This window comes from Rothia sp. CCM 9417, assembly GCF_048513575.1.
In the GTDB taxonomy this organism is placed as follows: Bacteria; Actinomycetota; Actinomycetes; order Actinomycetales; family Micrococcaceae; genus Rothia.
This window is the reverse complement of sequence record NZ_JBLXXT010000001.1, coordinates 41825-60926: the sequence shown is the minus strand read 5'-3', so window position 1 is coordinate 60926 and position 19102 is coordinate 41825. Positions and strand designations below refer to the sequence as shown.

The 19102-nt window shown below is 59.5% G+C and carries 17 protein-coding genes; 9 read left to right on the top strand and 8 right to left on the bottom strand.

The features are described from left to right. Positions 1-47 precede the first annotated feature (47 nt). From ACN082_RS00265 to ACN082_RS00255, 3 genes are all read right to left on the bottom strand, one after another. Entirely contained in the window at positions 48-1430 is a 1383-nt protein-coding gene (locus ACN082_RS00265) for an MATE family efflux transporter (RefSeq protein WP_419098852.1), read from the bottom strand. A 65-nt stretch (positions 1431-1495) separates the two neighbouring features. Next, entirely contained in the window at positions 1496-2041 is a 546-nt protein-coding gene (locus ACN082_RS00260; RefSeq protein WP_419098851.1) for a GNAT family N-acetyltransferase, read from the bottom strand. A gap of 386 nt (positions 2042-2427) precedes the next feature. Continuing rightward, positions 2428-2853, bottom strand: coding sequence for an RNA-binding S4 domain-containing protein (locus ACN082_RS00255; RefSeq protein WP_419099434.1), 426 nt, complete (start codon positions 2851-2853; stop codon positions 2428-2430). A gap of 141 nt (positions 2854-2994) precedes the next feature. On the opposite strand from ACN082_RS00255, the gene ACN082_RS00250 reads away from it, so the two are divergent. Then, the gene (locus ACN082_RS00250) at positions 2995-3969 is read left to right on the top strand and encodes a sucrase ferredoxin (protein ID WP_419098850.1); all 975 of its coding nucleotides are present in this window, start codon (positions 2995-2997) and stop codon (positions 3967-3969) included. A gap of 17 nt (positions 3970-3986) precedes the next feature. Here ACN082_RS00250 and ACN082_RS00245 read toward each other — a convergent pair whose 3' ends face one another. After that, complete coding sequence (locus tag ACN082_RS00245) at positions 3987-4940, bottom strand: alpha/beta hydrolase (RefSeq protein ID WP_419098849.1); 954 nt, start codon at positions 4938-4940, stop codon at positions 3987-3989. A 162-nt stretch (positions 4941-5102) separates the two neighbouring features. Here ACN082_RS00245 and ACN082_RS00240 point away from each other — a divergent pair, with 162 nt between their 5' ends. Both ACN082_RS00240 and ACN082_RS00235 read left to right on the top strand, forming a co-directional pair. Beyond that, positions 5103-6761: an alpha-keto acid decarboxylase family protein gene (locus ACN082_RS00240; RefSeq protein WP_419098848.1), complete on the top strand. Its 1659-nt coding sequence runs from the start codon at positions 5103-5105 to the stop codon at positions 6759-6761. A 196-nt stretch (positions 6762-6957) separates the two neighbouring features. Next, entirely contained in the window at positions 6958-7215 is a 258-nt protein-coding gene (locus ACN082_RS00235; RefSeq protein WP_419098847.1) for a metal-sensitive transcriptional regulator, read from the top strand. 118 nt (positions 7216-7333) lie between these two features. Here ACN082_RS00235 and ACN082_RS00230 read toward each other — a convergent pair whose 3' ends face one another. Continuing rightward, positions 7334-8125 carry a TSUP family transporter gene (locus ACN082_RS00230; protein ID WP_419098846.1) on the bottom strand — a complete coding sequence of 264 codons (792 nt, stop codon included), beginning with the start codon at positions 8123-8125 and terminating at the stop codon, positions 7334-7336. Between the two features lie 204 nt (positions 8126-8329). Between ACN082_RS00230 and ACN082_RS00225 the strand changes: the two genes are divergently transcribed. The 3 genes from ACN082_RS00225 to ACN082_RS00215 all read left to right on the top strand — a co-directional run bounded on the left by ACN082_RS00225 (position 8330) and on the right by ACN082_RS00215 (position 11409). Further along, on the top strand, positions 8330-8647 hold the full coding sequence (locus tag ACN082_RS00225; protein WP_419098845.1) for a hypothetical protein: 318 nt from the start codon (positions 8330-8332) through the stop codon (positions 8645-8647). A 310-nt stretch (positions 8648-8957) separates the two neighbouring features. Continuing rightward, positions 8958-10877 (top strand): alpha/beta hydrolase, encoded by a 1920-nt coding sequence (locus ACN082_RS00220; RefSeq protein ID WP_419098844.1) that lies wholly within the window; start codon positions 8958-8960, stop codon positions 10875-10877. Between the two features lie 4 nt (positions 10878-10881). Then, the gene (locus ACN082_RS00215; protein WP_419098843.1) at positions 10882-11409 is read left to right on the top strand and encodes a hypothetical protein; all 528 of its coding nucleotides are present in this window, start codon (positions 10882-10884) and stop codon (positions 11407-11409) included. A gap of 135 nt (positions 11410-11544) precedes the next feature. Here ACN082_RS00215 and ACN082_RS00210 read toward each other — a convergent pair whose 3' ends face one another. From ACN082_RS00210 to ACN082_RS00200, 3 genes are all read right to left on the bottom strand, one after another. Then, complete coding sequence (locus ACN082_RS00210; protein ID WP_419098842.1) at positions 11545-12924, bottom strand: NAD-dependent succinate-semialdehyde dehydrogenase; 1380 nt, start codon at positions 12922-12924, stop codon at positions 11545-11547. A 129-nt stretch (positions 12925-13053) separates the two neighbouring features. Beyond that, positions 13054-14397 carry a 4-aminobutyrate--2-oxoglutarate transaminase gene (gene gabT, locus ACN082_RS00205; RefSeq protein WP_419098841.1) on the bottom strand — a complete coding sequence of 448 codons (1344 nt, stop codon included), beginning with the start codon at positions 14395-14397 and terminating at the stop codon, positions 13054-13056. Between the two features lie 73 nt (positions 14398-14470). After that, complete coding sequence (locus ACN082_RS00200; protein ID WP_419098840.1) at positions 14471-15958, bottom strand: NAD-dependent succinate-semialdehyde dehydrogenase; 1488 nt, start codon at positions 15956-15958, stop codon at positions 14471-14473. A gap of 217 nt (positions 15959-16175) precedes the next feature. On the opposite strand from ACN082_RS00200, the gene ACN082_RS00195 reads away from it, so the two are divergent. The 3 genes from ACN082_RS00195 to ACN082_RS00185 all read left to right on the top strand — a co-directional run bounded on the left by ACN082_RS00195 (position 16176) and on the right by ACN082_RS00185 (position 19043). Next, positions 16176-17822 carry a hypothetical protein gene (locus ACN082_RS00195; protein ID WP_419098839.1) on the top strand — a complete coding sequence of 549 codons (1647 nt, stop codon included), beginning with the start codon at positions 16176-16178 and terminating at the stop codon, positions 17820-17822. Between the two features lie 110 nt (positions 17823-17932). Further along, positions 17933-18523, top strand: coding sequence for an arsenic metallochaperone ArsD family protein (locus ACN082_RS00190; RefSeq protein ID WP_419098838.1), 591 nt, complete (start codon positions 17933-17935; stop codon positions 18521-18523). 58 nt (positions 18524-18581) lie between these two features. Further along, positions 18582-19043 carry a GyrI-like domain-containing protein gene (locus ACN082_RS00185; protein WP_419098837.1) on the top strand — a complete coding sequence of 154 codons (462 nt, stop codon included), beginning with the start codon at positions 18582-18584 and terminating at the stop codon, positions 19041-19043. The last annotated feature ends 59 nt before the right edge of the window (positions 19044-19102 follow it).

Below are 19102 nucleotides of genomic sequence, written 5' to 3'. Positions count from 1 at the left end.
GGCTGCTCGCGCACACGGGAGGAAACCGCGCATCCGGGTGAAACTGGCTAACGGATCCAGACGCCGGTGCGGGCCCTCCACCAGAGCGTAGTGGCGCGAGCGCCCATGTACCAGAGGGCGTAGGCGCACCAGAGGAGCAGGTAGGCGGCGCTGGCCCCGGCTGGGGAGGAACCACCGGCCCACCACAGGTAGAGGCCCACCAGCACCGGCAGGTAGGTGGCCAGGGTGAAGAAGGCCGCCAGGCCCAGGTAGCGCACATCCTGGGCACCGATGAGAACCCCGTCCAGAATAAAGACGTAGGCCGCCAGGGGCTGGCCTGCTCCCAGTACCAGCAGGGAGAGGGCAAAGAGGTGCTGGACCTGCGGGTCGGAGCTAAAGATCCAGGCCGCACCGAACCCTACGGCGGGGCAGGCTAGGGCGGTCACTAGCCCGAAGAGGACGCTCCAGCGGACCAGCCGGTTTTTCAGCTGTGTGACGGCGGCACGGCCCTGGGGTGTGGTCAGGTTTTGGGTGCCCATCTCTTGACCCAGGAGGGCTTGGGCGGCAATGGCAAGGGAGTCTAGGGCGAAGGCCAGTAGGTTGAAGAAGGCCATGGTGAGCTGGTAGGCGGCCAGGTTTTTCTCACCCTGGGCGGTGACCACGAAGACGGTGGCAAGCAGGGCAACGCGCATGCAGGCGGCGCGAACCATCAGCCAGGCACCGACCTTAAAGACGGCCCCCAGTCCAGCCCTGTCGGGTGCCCAGCCCTGTTCTTGCCCGCGAGTGCGGGCCAGCACTGAGGCTGTGAGTACCAGGGCCATAGCCCATTGTGTGAGAGCGGTTGCGGCCGCTGAACCGGCCACGCCCCAGCCCACAGGATAGACCATAACCCAGCTCAGCATCACGTTGAGGGCGGCCCCGGCTATGGCGACGTAGAGCGGGGTTTTGGTGTCTTGGAAGCCGCGCAGGGCACCTGTTGCGGCCAGAACGATGAGCATGCCGGGCAGACCGGCCAGAGAGGGCAGCAGGTAGGCGTTGCCGTAGGTAAGTACCTGACCCTCACCGCCCAGGGCTTTGAGTAGGGGGTGAGCAAGGAGGGCTAGAAGCAGAGCAAAGAATACTCCCAAGCCAGCGGCTACCCATAGGCTGTTGCGGGTAGCGGCAAAGGCGCGGCCGGTGTCACCTGCACCGACTGCGCGGGCGACGGCGGGTGTGGTGGAGTAGGCCAGGAAGACCATGAAACCCACCAGGGTTTGAAGGACTGTGGAGCCCAAGGTCAGGCCCGCAAGTTGGGCGCTCCCCAGGTGGCCTACGATAGCTGAGTCTGCAAGCACCAAGAGCGGCTCAGCAATGAGTGCGCCGAAGGCAGGTAGGGCAAGGGCAAGAATCTGACGATTCAGGGAGGGGGTACTCCCCCGGTCTGCTGGTCTGGTTTGAGCTGCGTTTGGCATAGCTTCTAGCCTAGCTCTTAGGCTGAGCCCTCCACCAGGTAGGCTCTGGATAGCTCCAAGGGTAGCTAGGGGCGGGCCATAATGTAGGTTTTACGTCCGGCAAACCTATCGGTTCGCACCTGCACAAATCCCTCTTTTTCGTAGAAGCGGATTGCGCGGGCGTTAGTGGTCAGTACTTCTAGCTCGGCAGGACCGGGGTCAAGAACCCGGCTGAGCAGGGCGTGGGCGATACCGGTGCCGAAAGCCTGTGGGTGCAGGTAGAGCATCTCAAGTTTCTGCACCTCATAGGGTATGCGGGTGGCAAAGGCTAGGCCCAACAGACCCCCTAGACCTGCGGGGCTAGTCTGTGGTGCCGCTACAGTTTCCGCTGATCGCACAGCCACTAGGGCACGGCGGCGCTGGCCCAACTGGGGCTGTACGTCCTCACCGGTACCAGCGGTGGATTCGAGCCACTGGGCAAAGCCCTCGGCACGGGCTTCTAGCTGGCTCTCCTGAGCCTTAAAGACCTCGGGGGTAAAGTCGCCGGCGTAGGCTTCTCGCCAGGAGGTAATACGCAGCTGCTCCCAGGCCCTTGCCTCCGCTGGCAGAGGTGGGCGAACCTCAAATTTCACGGTGTCCTCCAACCCCACCAAAAGATGTGAGATGGGTGGGGGCACAGAATATCGTACAACACCAACCTGCGAAGGATGTTTTTCTGTCAGCGGGAGGTAGTAGGCGAAGTCCTGCACCAGCACACCGGGGGCTAGCTAGAACTGGCGGGTTCCCACGATGGTGTAGCCCATCTTCTCCTAGAACTTCTGAGCCCGGCAATTCTCCTGGTGGGTAGCTCAATAGATGCCCTCTATCCCGGCGGCAGGAGCCTGGTCTTTTAACCCGCTCCATGAGCTCACCGGCCAGCCCGTTACCCCGCACAGCAGGGCCCAGACAGAACTTACTCAGGTAGGCGGCTGTGCTGAGAATCTCACCGGATCAGGCAGAGAGTGGAGGCCGTGAGCACTTACGCTTTCTCGTAGCCACGCAGCTTATTGAGGGCGCGACGTTCAGTTTTAGTGGGTCTGCCCGCGCCGCGTTCGCGCCGGGGTAGGGTTCCGCTGGTCAGGTAGGCGGGCTTGGGGGCAGAGATGTCCTCGTAGCAGGTAACAGCTACGGGTGCGCCGACCCGTTTGGACAGGGTTTTACGTACCACCAGTGTGCGCTCCCAGCCAGGGTAACGCACGGTGACGGTGTCTCCGGGGCGCACCTTTTGGGAGGGCTTGGTGTGGGCCCCATTAAGCCGAATGTGGGCGGCCTTTACTTCGCTGGAGGCCAGCGAGCGCGTCTTAAAGATGCGGACGGCCCACAGCCAGGCGTCAAGTCGAACGGGTGCCTGTGCTTCTTCTGCCGCGGGTGGGGGCACCGCTTCGGCACCGGTGGGTTGAGTCATGTCTTCTAGGGTAGTCACCAGGCCACCTCAATAAAAGCAGGGGCCGGGTCTGTAGCAGCTAAGAGCATTGCATGAAGCCAAGGGGTAGCGCCTCAGAGGACCCATGGGCAGAGCACTGTTACCGGCCCTAGACTGGATGGTATGGCTTTTACTTCTTCTACAGTTAGAAAGCAGGCGGAGCTTCCAGCGGGTTCCTGCTCTCTACCTCGCGATGAGGCTCTTCCCGGCACAGCAGCCCAGGTAACTACCTGGGTTCTTGTGGAGCACCCGGGTGGCTGGGGGCGAGATATTCTGGATGGGTCAGCATTTGGCCAGCCTCTCTCCACTGAGCTGTCGGCGCGCATGGAGCAACTGGGGGCCCGCCTGCTTCTGGTGCGTAAGCCGGGACGGGAGGGCCAGGTACTTATGGCTAGTGGGGAGTCCCGCAGGGCCTACCTTGCCCGGGTAGGAGGTCGGGGCTTTGAGCCTGCCGTGCTTTATACTTTTGAGGTTTCAGATGTGGCAGACCTGCTGACACTCCCCCTGGAAAAGCCAGAAACTATACCCGGACTAGTTGTTTCACGTGAAACCCTGGTGCTGATATGCACCCATTCTAAGCGCGACCGGTGCTGTGCCTTACTGGGGCGCCCCTTGGCGGCTTTCCTCCAGGAGCAGAGCACCGGGGTGCAGGTATGGGAGTGCTCCCACACCGGAGGCCACCGTTTTGGCCCGGTTGCCCTCACCCTACCCAGTGGCTACACCTATGGGCGGCTCACTTTTGAGCAGGCCTTAACTCTCGCCTCTGGCATCCGGTCTGAGCAGCTTGCTTTAGCGGGCCTAAGGGGACGTTCAGCCCACACCCCTATTGAGCAGGTAGCGGAAGTTGCAGTGCGCTCCTACCTTGCCCAAGAGGGCGAGAAGCCGCCAATCAATGACCTCAGCCCCGAACGGGTAAGCACACCGGCAGACGGGATCGTCCAGAGCGCACGCGTGACCCACCGGGACGGGCGGGCATGGCTAGTTACCGCCCATGAGGTAGAGCTACCTGCCCGGCCGGCCTCCTGCGGCAAAGACCCCAGCCCGGCAACTAGCTGGCAGGTAGAGAGTATAGCCCCCACCCAGCCTGCGGAGGGCTAGACAGCTCTAGCGCCCTCTTAGTCCACTGCCAGCCGCCGCATAAACCGGCCCATAAGTTTGTAAGCTTGACTGCGGGCGGGTTGGGCGGAGAGAAAAACATCGTGGGTAGCACCGTCAATGACTTTACTGGTGACATCGTTGCCCAGTTCTAGGGCCCAGCGGCGGATTTGCTGAACAGAGAGTACCGCGTCAAAGTCATGTTTCTGGCCCGGTGCGCTCAGCCGCCCGGAGCGGGCTGAGGTCAGTACCAGCACCGGGGCTGTGATGCCGGTACCCCGGTGGAGCTTAGCCTGGGCGCGCCGGATAGCGGTGAGCCAGCCTGCGTAGATGGGAGGGAAGTCGAGGGTCTTCCAGGCGGTCTTGAAGTCCCAGGTGCCGCCGGTGCTGTGGTGCAGGGAACGGGCGTAGGGGTCGGGTGCGGGCTTTTTGAGGACGGTGCGCGGGTTCAGACGGGCGGCGGTAGCGGCCAGGGCGGTCAAACCGGCCTGGGCAACCGGCCCTTCAAAGTGATCCAACCAGGGCGAGTTGAGGATCAGGGCGGTAAGTTCTGGCGGGGCGGTCTGCCCCGCCCACAGGCTGGTGATGAGCCCGCCGGTGGAGTGCCCCATGAGCACCACCTGCTGGTGCCCGTCACGGCTGGTTATCAGTTCCCAGGCGGTGTCCAGTTCTGCAAAGTAGTCGGTGATGTCCTCGGTGTAGAAGGGGGTCTGGCCGGTGCGCAGGGAACGTCCGTACTTTCGTAGGTCAAGGGCGTAGAAGTCGTAGCCACGGGCTGCCCACCAGTCCCCCAGTTCCCGCTGGAAGAAGTAGTCCACAAAGCCGTGTACATAGAGCACAGCACCCGCTGACGGGCTGGGGCCAGAATCAGCGGGCCGGTGAACCAGAGTGGCCACCAGCGGGCCTTCGGAATCAGCGCCCAGGTCAAGGCTTTCGGCGGTGTAGGGGTGCCCAAGAATATCCTGCTCTTTCATAGGGTCAGTCTACGCCCACCGGCAGGCAATAAGGTTTCTTACGCCCCTGTGACGCTGGGGCTAGGGGCAGTTTATTCAAGCTAGCATCCGGCCCTATCATAGAGAGAGACAAACGTGATGCTAACAACATTATGTGGTTACCCCCAGAGAAAGGCCCGACCTTTGACCTACACCGTCAGCGACTACCTCCTTGACCGACTTGTTGAGCTGGGGGTTACCGATATTTTCGGTGTTCCCGGCGACTTTAACCTCCAATTCTTGGACCACGTGGTTGCCCACAAGACCCTAGCATGGGTGGGCAACGCTAACGAGCTCAATGCCGGCTACGCCGCCGACGGCTATGCCCGTGTTAACGGTATTGGTGCCCTGGTGACCACCTACGGGGTGGGTGAGCTCTCGGCTATCAACGCCACGGCAGGTTCCTACGCCGAGCATGTGCCCGTCCTGCACATTGTGGGTGCGCCCTCTAAAGATGCTCAGGCCGCCCACCTGACCATGCATCACACCCTGGGAGACGGCGATTTCACCCACTTTATCCGCATGGCCTCCGAGGTTTCCTGCGCTGTGGCTAACCTGGAACACGCCACCGCGACCGGTGAGATTGACCGCGTCCTGCGCGAGATGATGATTCAAAAGCGGCCCGGTTATATTCTGCTAGCTACCGATGTGGCCCGGGTTGAGGTGGCACCGCCCCAGGCACCGCTGGAGCTGCCCCAGGCGCTCTCATCCCCCGGTGCTTTAGAGTCCTTCCGGGCAGATCTTGCCACAGCGCTTGCAGGTAAAAAGACCACCGTTCTAGCGGACCTACTGGTTCACCGCATGGGGGCGCAGGAACAGCTGGCCCAGCTCCTTGCCACCACCGGCCTACCCTACGCCACCCTCATGTGGGGCAAGACCCTGGTTGATGAGTCCAAGCCTGCCTTTGCGGGCATTTATGCCGGCCTTGTTTCTGATGCGCGGGCAAAGGATGCTGTGGAGCAGGCCGAGGCCCTGATTTGCGCCGGTGTCACTTTTACCGATACCACCACGGCTGGTTTCTCGCAGAAGCTCCCCGAGAATACTGTCTTTTTGGGGGCGCAGACCGCCAAGATTGGTCGGCGCACCTATGCCCCGCTGACCCTGGCTGCCGCTCTCGATGTGGTGCGGGAGGTTGCCCTTGAGGTGGGAGCCCAGCCCAAGGAGCTCCTGCCCTGGGCCGAGGAAGAAAACCAGGGAGTAATCGCCTGGGATGAGCCGCTCACCCAGGATGTTCTCTGGTCTCTGCTGTCTCAGAAACTTTCACCGGGCAATATTGTGGTGGCCGACCAGGGCACCTCTTTCTTCGGTATGGCTTCGCGCCGCTTCCCCGAGAACTCAATGTTTATTGGCCAACCCCTGTGGGGCTCTATTGGCTACACCCTACCGGCTATGTTGGGGGCGGCTATAGCTGACCGTTCAGCACGCGGGGTTCTGCTCATTGGTGACGGCTCAGCCCAGCTGACCTTCCAGGAAATCGGTACCATGCTGGAGCAGAAAATTAACCCGGTGGTGGTGCTCATTAATAACAAGGGTTACACGGTGGAGCGTGCTATCCACGGAGCCACCCAGCCCTACAACGATATCCGCACCTACAACTGGCAGCTGATTCCGGCGGCTTTGGGCGCACAGGAGGACGATGTACTCATGCTCAAGGTCTCTACCGCCCGTGAGCTGGTCGAGGCTGCCAAGCTCACCCACCAAACCCGTGACAGGCTGGTCTTTATAGAAGTCGTCATGGATCAGGACGACGTCCCGGCTCTGCTGGCGGATGTGGCCGCTGCACTGACCCGCGCCAACTCATAGGTGGCACCTGCCAGTAGTCCGCCTTAAAAATAGCCGCCCCTCTCCCCTGGTTCTAGGTGGGAGGGGCGGTGCTTTTGCAGTATGCCTGCCGTGAGTAGGTATGCCAGGGAAAAGCGGTGTAGCTCTCAAAATACGATAAACCCCGGGGGGTATAATTTTTCTGTAGGGACCACCCAAACACGAAAGTAGAGAAGCCGTGAAACTCGATCCCGATGAGATGAAGCCCGTCATCAACCGTCTTAAGCGTGCCCAGGGCCAGCTCAACGGTGTTATTCGTATGCTCCAAGAGGGCGATGACTGCCAGAAAATTGTTACCCAGCTGGCCGCCGCATCCAAGGCGGTAGACCGGGCCAGCTTTGCGGTGGTGGCCTGCGGCCTTCAGCAGTGCCTAGCGTCCGATAACCCGGAACTCAGCCCCCAGGAACTTGAAAAAATGTTCCTCTCCCTAGCCTAAAGCAGACCCCAGATACTAGTAATGCCCCAGCAAGGTATTTGGCGTAGGGGAAGAGACCGCGCTGGGGCACATCAATCTGTGCGGGGAGGTCGGTGGGGATAGCCGTCATGTGCTGTCCTTACCTTGATGCGGCCAACTGAGTGAGGGTACTGACAGCGATATAAATGGAAATAAGGTAGAGGAAGCCCGCGAAGGAAAGCTGGAGAGCCCGGCGGGAGACGCGTTTACCCACCCAACCGCCAGCAAGTACTCCTGCCACGGTGGTCAGCAGTAGGGGAAGCAGTAGCGCCCAGTCGAGGGCCGCCAGGTGGCTGGCGCTCAGGGCGAGAGTGATAAGGCTGTTAATGAGGATGACCAGCAGGGAGGTACCCACAGCCGCCCCCATTCCCAGCCCCAGAATCAGGGTGAGGGCGGGGACAATAGCAAAACCTCCGCCCACACCAAAGAAGCCAGTCAGAAAACCTACCCCGCTAGCGGCACCGATGAGGCGAGCAAGCCGACCGGGTGCTAGATGGGTGGTGTGAGCGGGGTGGGAGGGGCGTGCGGGTATGGCCCTGAGGGCCTTGGTCACCATGAGGCTTGCCACCACTACTAGGAGTGCGGAGAAAGCCAGGAGCAGGGCGCTGCCGTCTACCCCTACAGATAGCATCCGCCCCACAGAGGCACCGGCTATACCCAGGGCACCAAAGGTAATGCCCTGCCGCCATTGGACGGTGCGAGCGTGCGTGGCGATTCCGGTAATAGAACCCAGGCTGACGATAACGAGTGATGCCAGAGTGGCAGAAGCTGGTGCCATTCCAGCCCCGTAGACCAGCAGGGGCACGGCCAAGATAGCGCCGCCGCCGCCCAGGGCGCCCATGAGTAGGCCAATGAGCAGGCCCCCTACCAGCATGAGAAGCACCAAGGCCACCTTTCTATTACCTGATCCATCTCACCTTAGGCTACCCCAGGTGTGCACCCGGGCAAGGTAACTTGCCTGGGGCTCACTACCCGTATACCGGATCCACCCATTAGTTCACAAAAATATTGACTTAAGGTAACAAAAAAGTTGAACCACATGCCTTTGATAGGCTGGTTCGGGATCTATTTCTTCCCTTGCGCAGAGAGGGCTTTCATGTCGGGTTCAGGTCTTGATTTTAGCTTTGAGCTGTTACAGAGTCTCATTGATACGTTCGATGCTCTCACTCGGGATTTAGAAGCTTCTGCTTGGTTTGTGGTGCAGAACGCCAACAGTTCAGACCCTGTCAGTGAAGTTCATGCAAACACCGTTAAACCTCTTGAAGACAGAATGTACCAGGCCGCTACCGAGTCTATGCGTCATACAAGAGAGGGAGCACAAGTCACCTATGACGGATTCAAAGATGCAGATTTTGCAAGGCATGGCTACGGGGCAATTACCGGCGCCGCAGGTGCAGGCACTGGAGTTGCATAGCAATTTATAGCCCAGGAGGGAATTCTATGGTTTACCGACCCGTCAATTGGTCGCCGCTGACCGGGGGTGATCCTGCTCCCGGGGACCCCGATGGCTGGAGCCATGTACTACATCACTGGGATTTTGAATCTACCCGCATGTCAGATCGGGCTAGGAAGCTAGGTGAAATCACAGCGACCGGGCAACTTCTCAGCGTATTGAACGTATTGAAAGTGTCGCGCTCGAGGGGCAGGCACTTTTTACCTCTTTTGCGGCTTCCTATACCAATGCTCACACAACGCTTAGTGCCTGGGTAGAGAGCTTGAAAGATATGCAAGACCGTTCAATTCAGGCACTTACTAGGGCGCGCATTGCTGAAACGCTGAGAGATGATGCTCAGGGAAGGCTTAAAAATCTTGCCTTTAACAGTAAGTATCTAAGTGATGAGATGGTCTCTTCCCGCGAAGCCTCAATTCAGGGGGATATTAGTAGCGCAGAGCAGATGCTGGCGGAAGCGCAAGCCGATGTAGATGATATCCGCGAGGAATATTCGATTAAAGCCTCCGAAGCAGCTCAACAGTATCAGAGGGACTTCCAGAGTCTGTGGTCTTTCGCGGGGTCCTCTCTGTCATCTCTTGATCGGTTTGGTAGCTCGCCTTCAGCAATTATCGAGAGATTAACGGGCTATGACAATAAAGCATTAGATATGTCCTTCGAGAATGCGCGCCGGGATCCCAGCAGACTACCTGAGCTGCTGGCGACCCTCTCTGAATGTACACCCGAACAGCTTCATATTTTCTTTGAGCAGAACCCTGAGCTGGCTTATACTCCCCTGTTTCCCGAGGGTACAAGTACTGCGAACATCTTTGCCGCTAAGGGTTGGTGGTCAGGTACGGAGCTCACGGATCAACAGCGGTCGGCCCTTATGTCTGCGGCTCCGGGTTTTGTTGGCAATCTTGATGGAGTCCCCTATAGTGTTCGTCACCAGGTGCTGAGTGATTTTATGCAGAATCTTCTCAGGGGTGAGGTGTGGCCTGTTCCCGGAGAAAAGATGGATGCGGATACCGAGATTGCTTTACAGAAAATCGAGGATTCACTTCAGAATGAGGCAGAAGGCTCCCGCCAGCTGGTGGTCTTGGATCTTAGTAATGTCCTTCCCCCGTATAGGGATAAGAACCCGGATAACAATGTCTTATCTGCTATGTCTATTGGGAAATTGGACGACTCCCAAAACACCACAGTCCTGGTTCACGGCATCCAAAACAGTGTCTATGGAACCTGGGGTGACTTAGTTACCCAGGGTCAGGCTCTCTATAACCGAAGGGGTGTATATGCTGATGGCACCCCTCAAGCTGTCATTATTTGGGCCGGCTACGATGCCCCACCCAGCCCCGGTGAACAGGCTAAACTCTTGGCCCAGAAGCCGCTGGTCCCCTATTACCCCTATGAGGGTGGGGAGCTTGGTAAACCAGGGTCACCGCTTGTGCGCCGCCCGGATGCCGCAGAACGCGGCGGTGTAAGGTTAGCCGGTTTTACAGACGGCTACCTTGCGACTAGAGCGTCTGATGCTGAGCATCTCAATGAACCCGTGTACTCTATAATTGCTCACTCCTACGGGACTACGGTAGCTACCTATGCCTTAACCCGAACAGAGGGTACGGTCCATGGCTACTTTATGCTGGCTTCGGCGGGGCCGCGGAAGAGAGATGTTGAGACTGCGAATGCCCAGGGGCTCCATGTGGAATCTGGCACAGAGGGGCCCTTGATTTATTATGCTTCAACGAACGAAGACTGGACTGCGCCCTTCGGCTATGTAGGCACAGGCGTGCTAACCCCTGATTTTGCGAGAACCGTCCCCCAGAATATTGATGGTGCCATTCGACTAGAGACAGGTGGTGGCTACAGCCTGGACGGAAAGTACTGGGAGGACGTGGATCACCACAGCTTAGGCAAGAAGGACAACCCGGACTTCCTTGAAAGATTCCCCTATGATGAGAGCACCCAGCAGGGCTTCAACACCCCGGGGACGACTAGTCATGAATCTGTTGCCTACCACTCGATAACCTTTGATGAAAAGCCTCTCACCTTCATCAAAGCTGAGGAGCGGGTTCTGTCCCCCAGAGATGAATGGCATACAGAGTCTGTACGAGGTGACCTCGACCCTAACGATCCCAGACTCAAGACTATGATGCGCCAACAGGGGCTTACCGAAGAAGACATAATCCCCGGTAAACCAGATGCCCAGGAGTAAGTAGATGAAACACCACCTTGCCACAACCGCCCTCACCACAACCCTCATCCTCACCGCCTGCACACCCCAACCCACACCCCCCAACACCACCACCATCACCAACGACTTCCGCCAAGCAGTCACCCAAACAGTCCAAGCCACCGGTCTCCCAGACCAACAACTCACCTACAACACAGGAAAACCCTACGACACCGACTACTTCACCCACCAACCCCTCACCACCGCAATCACACCCTGCGGAGATACCAAAGAAGGCGGGCTTAAGTACTCCTACAGCGTGGTCATTAAAGGAGACACAAGATACCCAGCCAACCAATGGCAAACCCAAGAAAACAAAGTCCGCCAAAAATGGCAAGAACAAGGCTGGGAAGTCAAAAACGTAGCACCAGGCTTCAACAAACCAGGAATCACCATCGGCACCACCACCGAACACGGAGTCACCATCCTCTACTCCGTAGCAGAAGGCCGCATCGACTACATACAAGTAGACTCACCCTGCCTAGCCGAACTAGCCCCCACACCCACTAACTAGCTCGGTATTTACTGGTGGATTTAGCCCCTCATAGGGCTTTCTTGCGGGCCAGTAGCCACAGGGCAAGCATGGCAAAACGAAGCCTGCCTTCACCTTCTCTATCAGAGGGTGAAGACAGGCTTGACCGTATGGCTCTTACTTCTGCACGAAGTAGAGGCGCTTGTTGACAAACTCGTCCATGCCATAGGGGCCCAGCTCACGGCCATAACCGGAGTTCTTCACCCCTCCGAAGGGAATCTCAGCTCCCTCCCCGGCAGGAGTGTTCACATTGGCCATGCCCACATCCAGCTGACGGGCCAGCCTCTCGGCACGCTCCCGGTCCTGGGAGAAGACCGCACCACCCAGGCCGTACTGGCTATCATTAGCCAGAGCCAGGGCTTCCTCATCACTGCTGACCCTATAGACGGTAGCAACAGGGCCAAAAAGTTCCTGGTAGTAGACCTCAGAACCCACAGGAACATCGGTGAGGACAGCTGGGGAGAAGTAGGCGCTGGTGTCATCGAGTAGTTCACCACCAGCATGCAGGGTGGCACCGGCGGCCACGGCCTCATCCAGTTGCTTCTTGAGGCCCTCAGCGGCAGACCGTGAGGAGAGGGCCATGTAGGTAGTATCGTCAGCTTCGGTCGGCTTGCCGGGCTTCATAGCCTGGGCCAAGGCAACCAGTTCAGCTACGAACTCGTCATAGATGTCCTCCATGACGATCAGGCGCTTATTGGAGTTGCAGGCCTGACCGGCGTTGTACATGCGGTAGCCCCAGGCGGTTGCCGCAGCGGCCTTCACATCGTCGGTATCAAGCACAATGTAGGGGTCAGATCCGCCCAGTTCCAGAACGGCCTTCTTGAGGTTGCGTCCTGCAATGCCGGCAATAATGGATCCGGCGCGCTCTGAGCCGGTCAGGGAAACACCCTGAATGTGGGGGTGCTCAATGATGGTTTCAATCTGCTGGTGGCTAGCAAAGACGTTCAGGTAGGTGCCAGCTGGTAGACCAGCGTCCAGCATCAACTGTTCGATAGCCTGGGCGGAGCGGGCACAAATTTCGGCGTGCTTGAGCACGATGGTGTTACCCAGCATCAGGTTGGGCGCGGCAAAGCGGGCCACCTGGTAGTAGGGGAAGTTCCAGGGCATGATTCCCAGCAGGGCGCCCAGGGGGCGACGCTGAATGTAGGCCTCAGAGCCTTCGGTCTGGGAGGGGATCGGCTCGTCCTTGAGCTGGTCAGGAGCGATATCTGCATAGTAGGTGAAGATCGCGGCGGAGAACTCAGCCTCTTCAATCGCCTCGGGCAGGGACTTACCGGTTTCGGTGCAGATGATTTCTGCTAACTCCTGCTTGCGCTCTTCAAAGAGCTGACCGATCCGGCGCACAATGGCCGCACGATCCTCCAGGCTGGTCTTGCGCCAAGTCAGGTAGGCGGCGTGGGCGCGCTCTACAGCCTGGATGGCTTGCTGGTCGGTGAGAGTGGGGAAAGTTTCGAGGATCTGCCCGGTGGTGGGGTCCTCTACGCGGTAGTTACTCATGGATCATATTCCTTTTGTGTCTCTTAGGGTTGATGCGGCTAGGCGCTCCTAGGCCGACTAACCAGCTCGCAGACGATTCATGCCAGCCAGCCGATTGCCGGGGACACCCGCCCTGCCTATCGCTGGGTATTAGCCGGCGACCTTGCGGATTTCTTCAACGAAGATATCCAGGGCCTGGCCCAGCAGTTCATCACCGATGGTCAGCGGCGGCAGCAGGCGCACCACGTTACCGTAGGTGCCACAGGTCAGAATGAGTACACCGCGCTCAGCGCAGGCGGCGGCAATCTCTTTAGCGGCGGTGGCGTGGGGTTCCTTGGAGTCGGAATCTGCCACGAACTCCACGGCGAACATAGCGCCACGGCCACGGATTTCACCCACGATGTCCAGCTCTTCAACCAGGGGGGCCAGCTTCTGGCGGGCGATTTCTTCAATGTGGCGGGCGCGGGCAGAAAGATCCCACTCTTCCATGGTGTCGATAGTGGCCAGGGCTGCGGCGCAGGCCACGGGGTTACCACCGTAGGTGCCGCCCAAACCGCCGGGCTGCACTTTGTCGAAGAGTTCGGCGCGGCCGGTGACAGCAGAGAGGGGCATACCACCGGCAATACCCTTAGCTGTGGTGATCAGGTCAGGTTCGATACCTTCGTGGTCGCAGGCGAACCAGCTACCGGTGCGGCAGAAGCCAGCCTGTACTTCGTCAGCGATAAAGACAATGCCCTTTTCGTGGGCCCAGGTGACGAGCTCGGGCAGGAAGCCCTCGGCGGGTACGATGAAGCCGCCCTCGCCCTGTACGGGTTCAATCAGAATTGCGGCCACATACTCGGAGCCAATCTGCTTTTCGATCATGTCGATGACCTTGGCGGCAGCTTCCTTACCGCCGACGTTGCCATCGCGGTAGGGGTAACTCATGGGTGCGCGGTAGACCTCGGGCGCAAAGGGGCCAAAGCCCTTCTTGTAGGGTGCGGCCTTGGCGGTCAGTGCCATGGTCAGGTTGGTGCGCCCGTGGTAGGCGTGGTCAAAGACCACTACGGCGTTGCGCCCTGTGGCGGCGCGAGCGATCTTGACGGCGTTTTCTACAGCCTCAGCGCCGGAGTTGAAGAGCACGGTACGCTTGTCGAAGTCGCCGGGGGTGAGCTTATTGAGTTTCTCGGCAACAGCCACGTAGCCCTCATAGGGGGTGACCATGAAGCAGGTGTGGGTGAAGTGGCTGACCGCTTCTTGGACGGCGGCCACAACCTTGGGGGCCGAAGCGCCCACGGAGGTCACGGCAATACCGGAGCCCAGGTCGGCAAAGGAGTTACCGTCCACATCGACGATCACACCACCGTCTGAGTCTGCGGTGTAGACAGGCAGGGTGGAGGCCACGCTACCGGGTACGTTGGCGCTGCGACGGGCGGCCAGTTCTGCTGAGCGGGGGCCGGGGACGGGACCGTTTAGCTTGATTTCTTGGGGCAGGCGGTAGGTAATCTCAGCCATGGTTTTCCTTAAAAAGTTTTGTAATTACAGAAAAGTTGGGTGTCCGCCGGTGGGGACCGGCGGCACAGGGTAGCTAGCTGGTGTAGGGGTTACGCATGCCGATGTACTGAATGGAGGAGTACTCGTCAATGCCTTCTGCCGCGCCTTCACGGCCCATACCGGACTGTTTGACACCACCAAAGGGGGCCGCCGCGTTAGAGACGACACCGGCGTTGAAGCCCATGATGCCGAACTCTAGGTGGTCAGAAGCCCGGTAGAGGCGGTCGATATTTTCGGTAAAGACGTAGGAGGCCAGGCCGTATTCGGTGTCGTTGGCCAGGGCGTAGGCTTCGTGTTCCTTGCTGAAGGTAAAGATGGGGGCGATGGGCCCAAAGATTTCTTCGCGGGCTACGCGAGCGTCCAGGGGCACATCAACTAGCACGGTGGGCTGGAAGAAGTAGCCGGCGCCCTCCCCCTTCTTACCGCCGGTGAGCACGCGGGCACCCTTGGCGACAGCATCTTCAACCAGGGCAACCATGGAGTCCTGGGCCTTCTGCTCAATGAGCGGGCCGCAGGTCACGCCCTCATCCAGGCCATTGCCCACCACCAGTTCGCTCATTTTCTGGGCAAACTTCTGGGAGAACTCTTCGGCCAGGGATTCGTGGACGATGAAGCGGTTAGCGGCGGTGCAGGCCTCACCGATGTTGCGCATCTTGGCGGCCATGGCCCCGGCAACCGCCTGGTCGATGTCGGCGTCCTCAAAGACGATGAAGGGGGCGTTGCCGCCCAGTTCCATGGAGGTACGTAGGACGTTCTCAGCGGCCTTTTTAAGGAGTTGCTTACCCACCGGGGTGGAGCCGGTGAAGGAGACCTTGCGCAGGCGCGAATCGCTCATGATGGGCTCGGAGATAGTTGCCGCCGACTTGGAGGAAACCACGTTGAGTACACCTGCGGGCAGGCCGGCGTCCATGAGGGTTTGGGCCAAGTATTGGCTGGTGAGCGGGGTTAGGCGGGCTGGCTTGAGCACCATGGTGCAGCCTGCGGCGATGGCGGGGGCTACCTTGCGGGTGCCCATGGCCAGGGGGAAGTTCCAGGGGGTAATGAGCAGGCAGGGGCCAACCGGCTTGTGGCGGGTGATCATACGCAGGTGCCCTTCGGGGGCGGTGAGGGTGCGCCCGTAGTGGCGGGGGGTTTCCTCGGCAAACCAGCGCAGGAATTCGGCACCGTAGGTGACTTCTCCCAGGGCTTCGGCGTAGGGCTTACCCATTTCTAGGGTCATGAGGGTGGCAAATTCTTGGGCGCGTTCAGTAACGAGCTCGAAGGCGCGGCGGAGAATTTCGGCGCGTTCGCGCGGGGAGCTGGCGGCCCAGCCGTTGCCTCGGGTACCGCGTTCAGCGGCGCAGGCGGCGTCGAGGGCGGCGAGCGCGTCGGCTTCGGTTGCTGATGCTAGGGTGGCGAGGTGTTGGCCGGTGGCGGGGTTTTCAACGTCGAAGGTTCCGCCGTCGGAGGCCTCACGCCATTGCCCACCGATAAGTAGGCCGGTGGGGACCTTTGCCAAAAGTTCCTGTGTATCCAGGGTCATGAGGGTTTTCACCTTTCAGTGACTGTGTGTCTAATGTCTCGCGGCTGTCCTATCCATCTTACGCCCTCCCCTTGCTAGGCAGGTAGCCTGCCTCACATGCCGACGGGCGGGTCATGTTTCGTTATTAAAGTTTGTGGGGTGAACGGCAAAAAGTAATCTCCCCTAGCCACCGGTCATTCGGGTCATAGCCCCCTGGAAACGTGCAAAAATAGTGACCATGAGTTTTGATTCGCACTCCGAGCTCCCCTCGCACCTTTTAGCTCTTGCTCAGATGACCCAGTGGTACACGGATGCACACCAGCTACCTCTTGAGCTTCGCCTGAGAGTGCACGAGGGCGCTGTCGATACCGTCCGCACCTCTGTGACCGGGGGCGCTGATAGGCCGGTTCCAACCGACTACGCCCAAGCGGTTACAGTTGCCGCCCTTGATATAGCCCGGTCTGAAGATTTTTCAGGCTCCTTCACCGTCCGCATCAATAGCAGCCCTGGCGGGCAGGTGATCGTCAAGCAGGTACCCCTTGCTACCGCTGATTCCCAGCCGGCACCGGCCGCTCAGCCCCAGCAGATTATCACCGCTGATGGCCTGCAATTACGCGCGGCTTTGATGGACCGTGGGCATACTTCGGGCTATTCTCCCCAAGAGATTGCCAACGAAGAAAGAGAACGCGGTTTTTCTTTTTCTCCCGAACTCAAGTTCTACAGGGCTTTGGTGCGTGAAGGTGTGGTTGCACAGGCGCAGGGGCGCGATGTGCTGGCCTCTAGTCCACAGGCTGACTTTGGGGCTTCAAGCCTCGACAGTGCCCCTTGGAAGGCCCCGGCCACCCACGATGGTACCGTGCAGGCTGTATTGAACCACCGCCTGTGGATCGAGATAGCCCACAGCGATAGCCACCTGTACGCCATCGACCTGGCTCCAGGTTCTGCCGGTGTTATCGGTCAGATTATTGCGCGCCCTATTGGCGAGGCCTCCGTCCCTGTGCAGGTTGCAAGTTCACTGGCCCAGTTTGTGGTAGGTGAGGTTGGAGGCGACCAAGGAGCCCAAGCTCCCCAGGTCACTTCTCAGAAGGAAAGCCCGTTTGGGCAAACCATTGCCTGGGTTGGCACCGTAGACCCTATCGCCTTCCCCTCGCTCTTAGGCTGGGCAGGGTTTCCGGCTGAGTCCCGCTACCGGCAGGCACTCCAAGAGCTGGCTGACCCGGCTCCTGCTGAGGGTGAAACCGACGCTGAAACCGTCGAGCAGAGCACAGCAGGGCAGGCGGAGACTTCTGGGCCGCTAGAAGATGCTACTCCTGGAGAGGCCAAGGTCGCAGAAGATGCCAGCGCTCTCTTCTCTAGTCAAGCCCCCACCGAGGCACCCTCTCCCGTAGCAGATGCTGAAGCTACCGCCGGGTCCGCTACCGATTCAGGTGAGCAGGCGGGTGCAACCAGCAAAGCCGACGAGCCTGAGTACTCTACCAATGTTGAGGGGACCGAGGCTGATAGCCCTGAGGCACCCAGCGCCGAGTGGCAAGAAGAACAAGCCAACGGCGCCCAACCCGACAATGAGCCGGAGCGGGCAGAGACCGTTCAGTCTGAGGCTTCGGAGGTCAGCGCCGACAATACTAACCCCGGCAAGACCTACGCACCGATTTCGCCGGAGCAGAAGAATATCGCCACTGCTATTGGCACCCTGGCCTTTGGCACCAAGGAACAGCGCGAGGAATACCGTGCGGCAGACACCAGCCCCATGCCCACCCGTGATAGGCGCGGTAAGAAACTGTCACTCACCTCAGCCTCCCCGGGTGAGGTAACAGCCCAGCGTGAGGATAAGCAGCCCGAAGGTAACCTGCGTTCCGCCCTGCGCAAATTCTTTACCGGCAGCTAGGTAACTAGAGGCGCGGGGGCACTATCTGGGCGTAGGCTAGGGTCTAACTTCTTCTCATATCTGCTGGGAGAAGAGCTAGCACCCTTGCACACCCCGTCAAAGGAGTACCCGTGGCCCGTATCGCCAAGGACACCATCGGCACCACCGCTCTAGAAGTTTTCATTCCAGCGCCCGGCCAAAACCCTGACGACCCGGGCGATAGCGCCCGGCAGGATTTTTTGCGCCAGGCGCAGGAGCTCCTGGATGCCGGTCTTGATATCGCCGTCTACTCCACGGACTCTTACCCCTCTGCTTTTAGGGACTGTGAGCCGGTAGCGGATCAGATTGCTATGGCTGGGGAAGCGGTCCTGCCCATCCTGCTGGTGGAGGGCCTAGTCAAGGTGTCTTACATGTACCCCACTGCTGAGCAGATGCGCCGTTTCTCGCACTTTTCTGAGGTCAAACAACCCAAGGTGAACGCAGCAGCTGCGGCCTGCGGGACCGGTGGTGCCCAAGCTCCGGCAAGCACACCTACCCTTGAGCCAGCTGGCTTTGCGGCCGTCCTTGCGGGGGTCACTCAAAAACCAACGGGTGGCCCCGATATCGGCGGGCGCCGCAACCTCATGGGCGGCGATTTCGGGCAGGGCCTGCCCGATGACGGTGACCCCCTGGTGGAGTCGCAGTCCACCTGCGGGTGCGGCGGATGCGGGTGCGGCAGCTGACCGGCCGTTGGGTGCTGGGCACTAGAATAGTGCTGATTTTATTTTCTAAGGAGTGGCGATGATTGGTGCGCGGGTAGAGCACAAGGACGAGTTCTTTATTGCGGGGTTCCGCCAGACCGTCAAGCAGGGGGCTGGAATCGGTGAACTCTGGAAGAAGCTGACCGACCACGCCCAGAAGCGCGGTGTTACCATGCCAGAGGTTCATTCCATGGGTGTCATTGTGGGCATGAATGGCGCAGGCGAGTTCGACTACATGGCGGGAATTCTGGTGGAGAACCTAGAGACCGCTCAAGCTCTAGGGCTTAATGCCCTTAAGGTGGATGGCGGCGATTTTGCTGTGACCACTGTTCAGGGTGCTGTGCCTATGAGTACTATGGCAGGTGTGGATCACCTCATGGGGACTTTCTTGCCCCAAGCTGGTTTTAAGGCCAACGGCCCAGTCTTTGAAGCCTACGGACCGGGTGACCCCTCGTCTCAAGACTTTCAGATGCAGGTGTGGGTTCCGGTAAAACCAGCCTGAACCAGCTCTGAGCTGGGGGGTGCGGAGCACTCAAAACAGCAACTATATTTATAACCCCT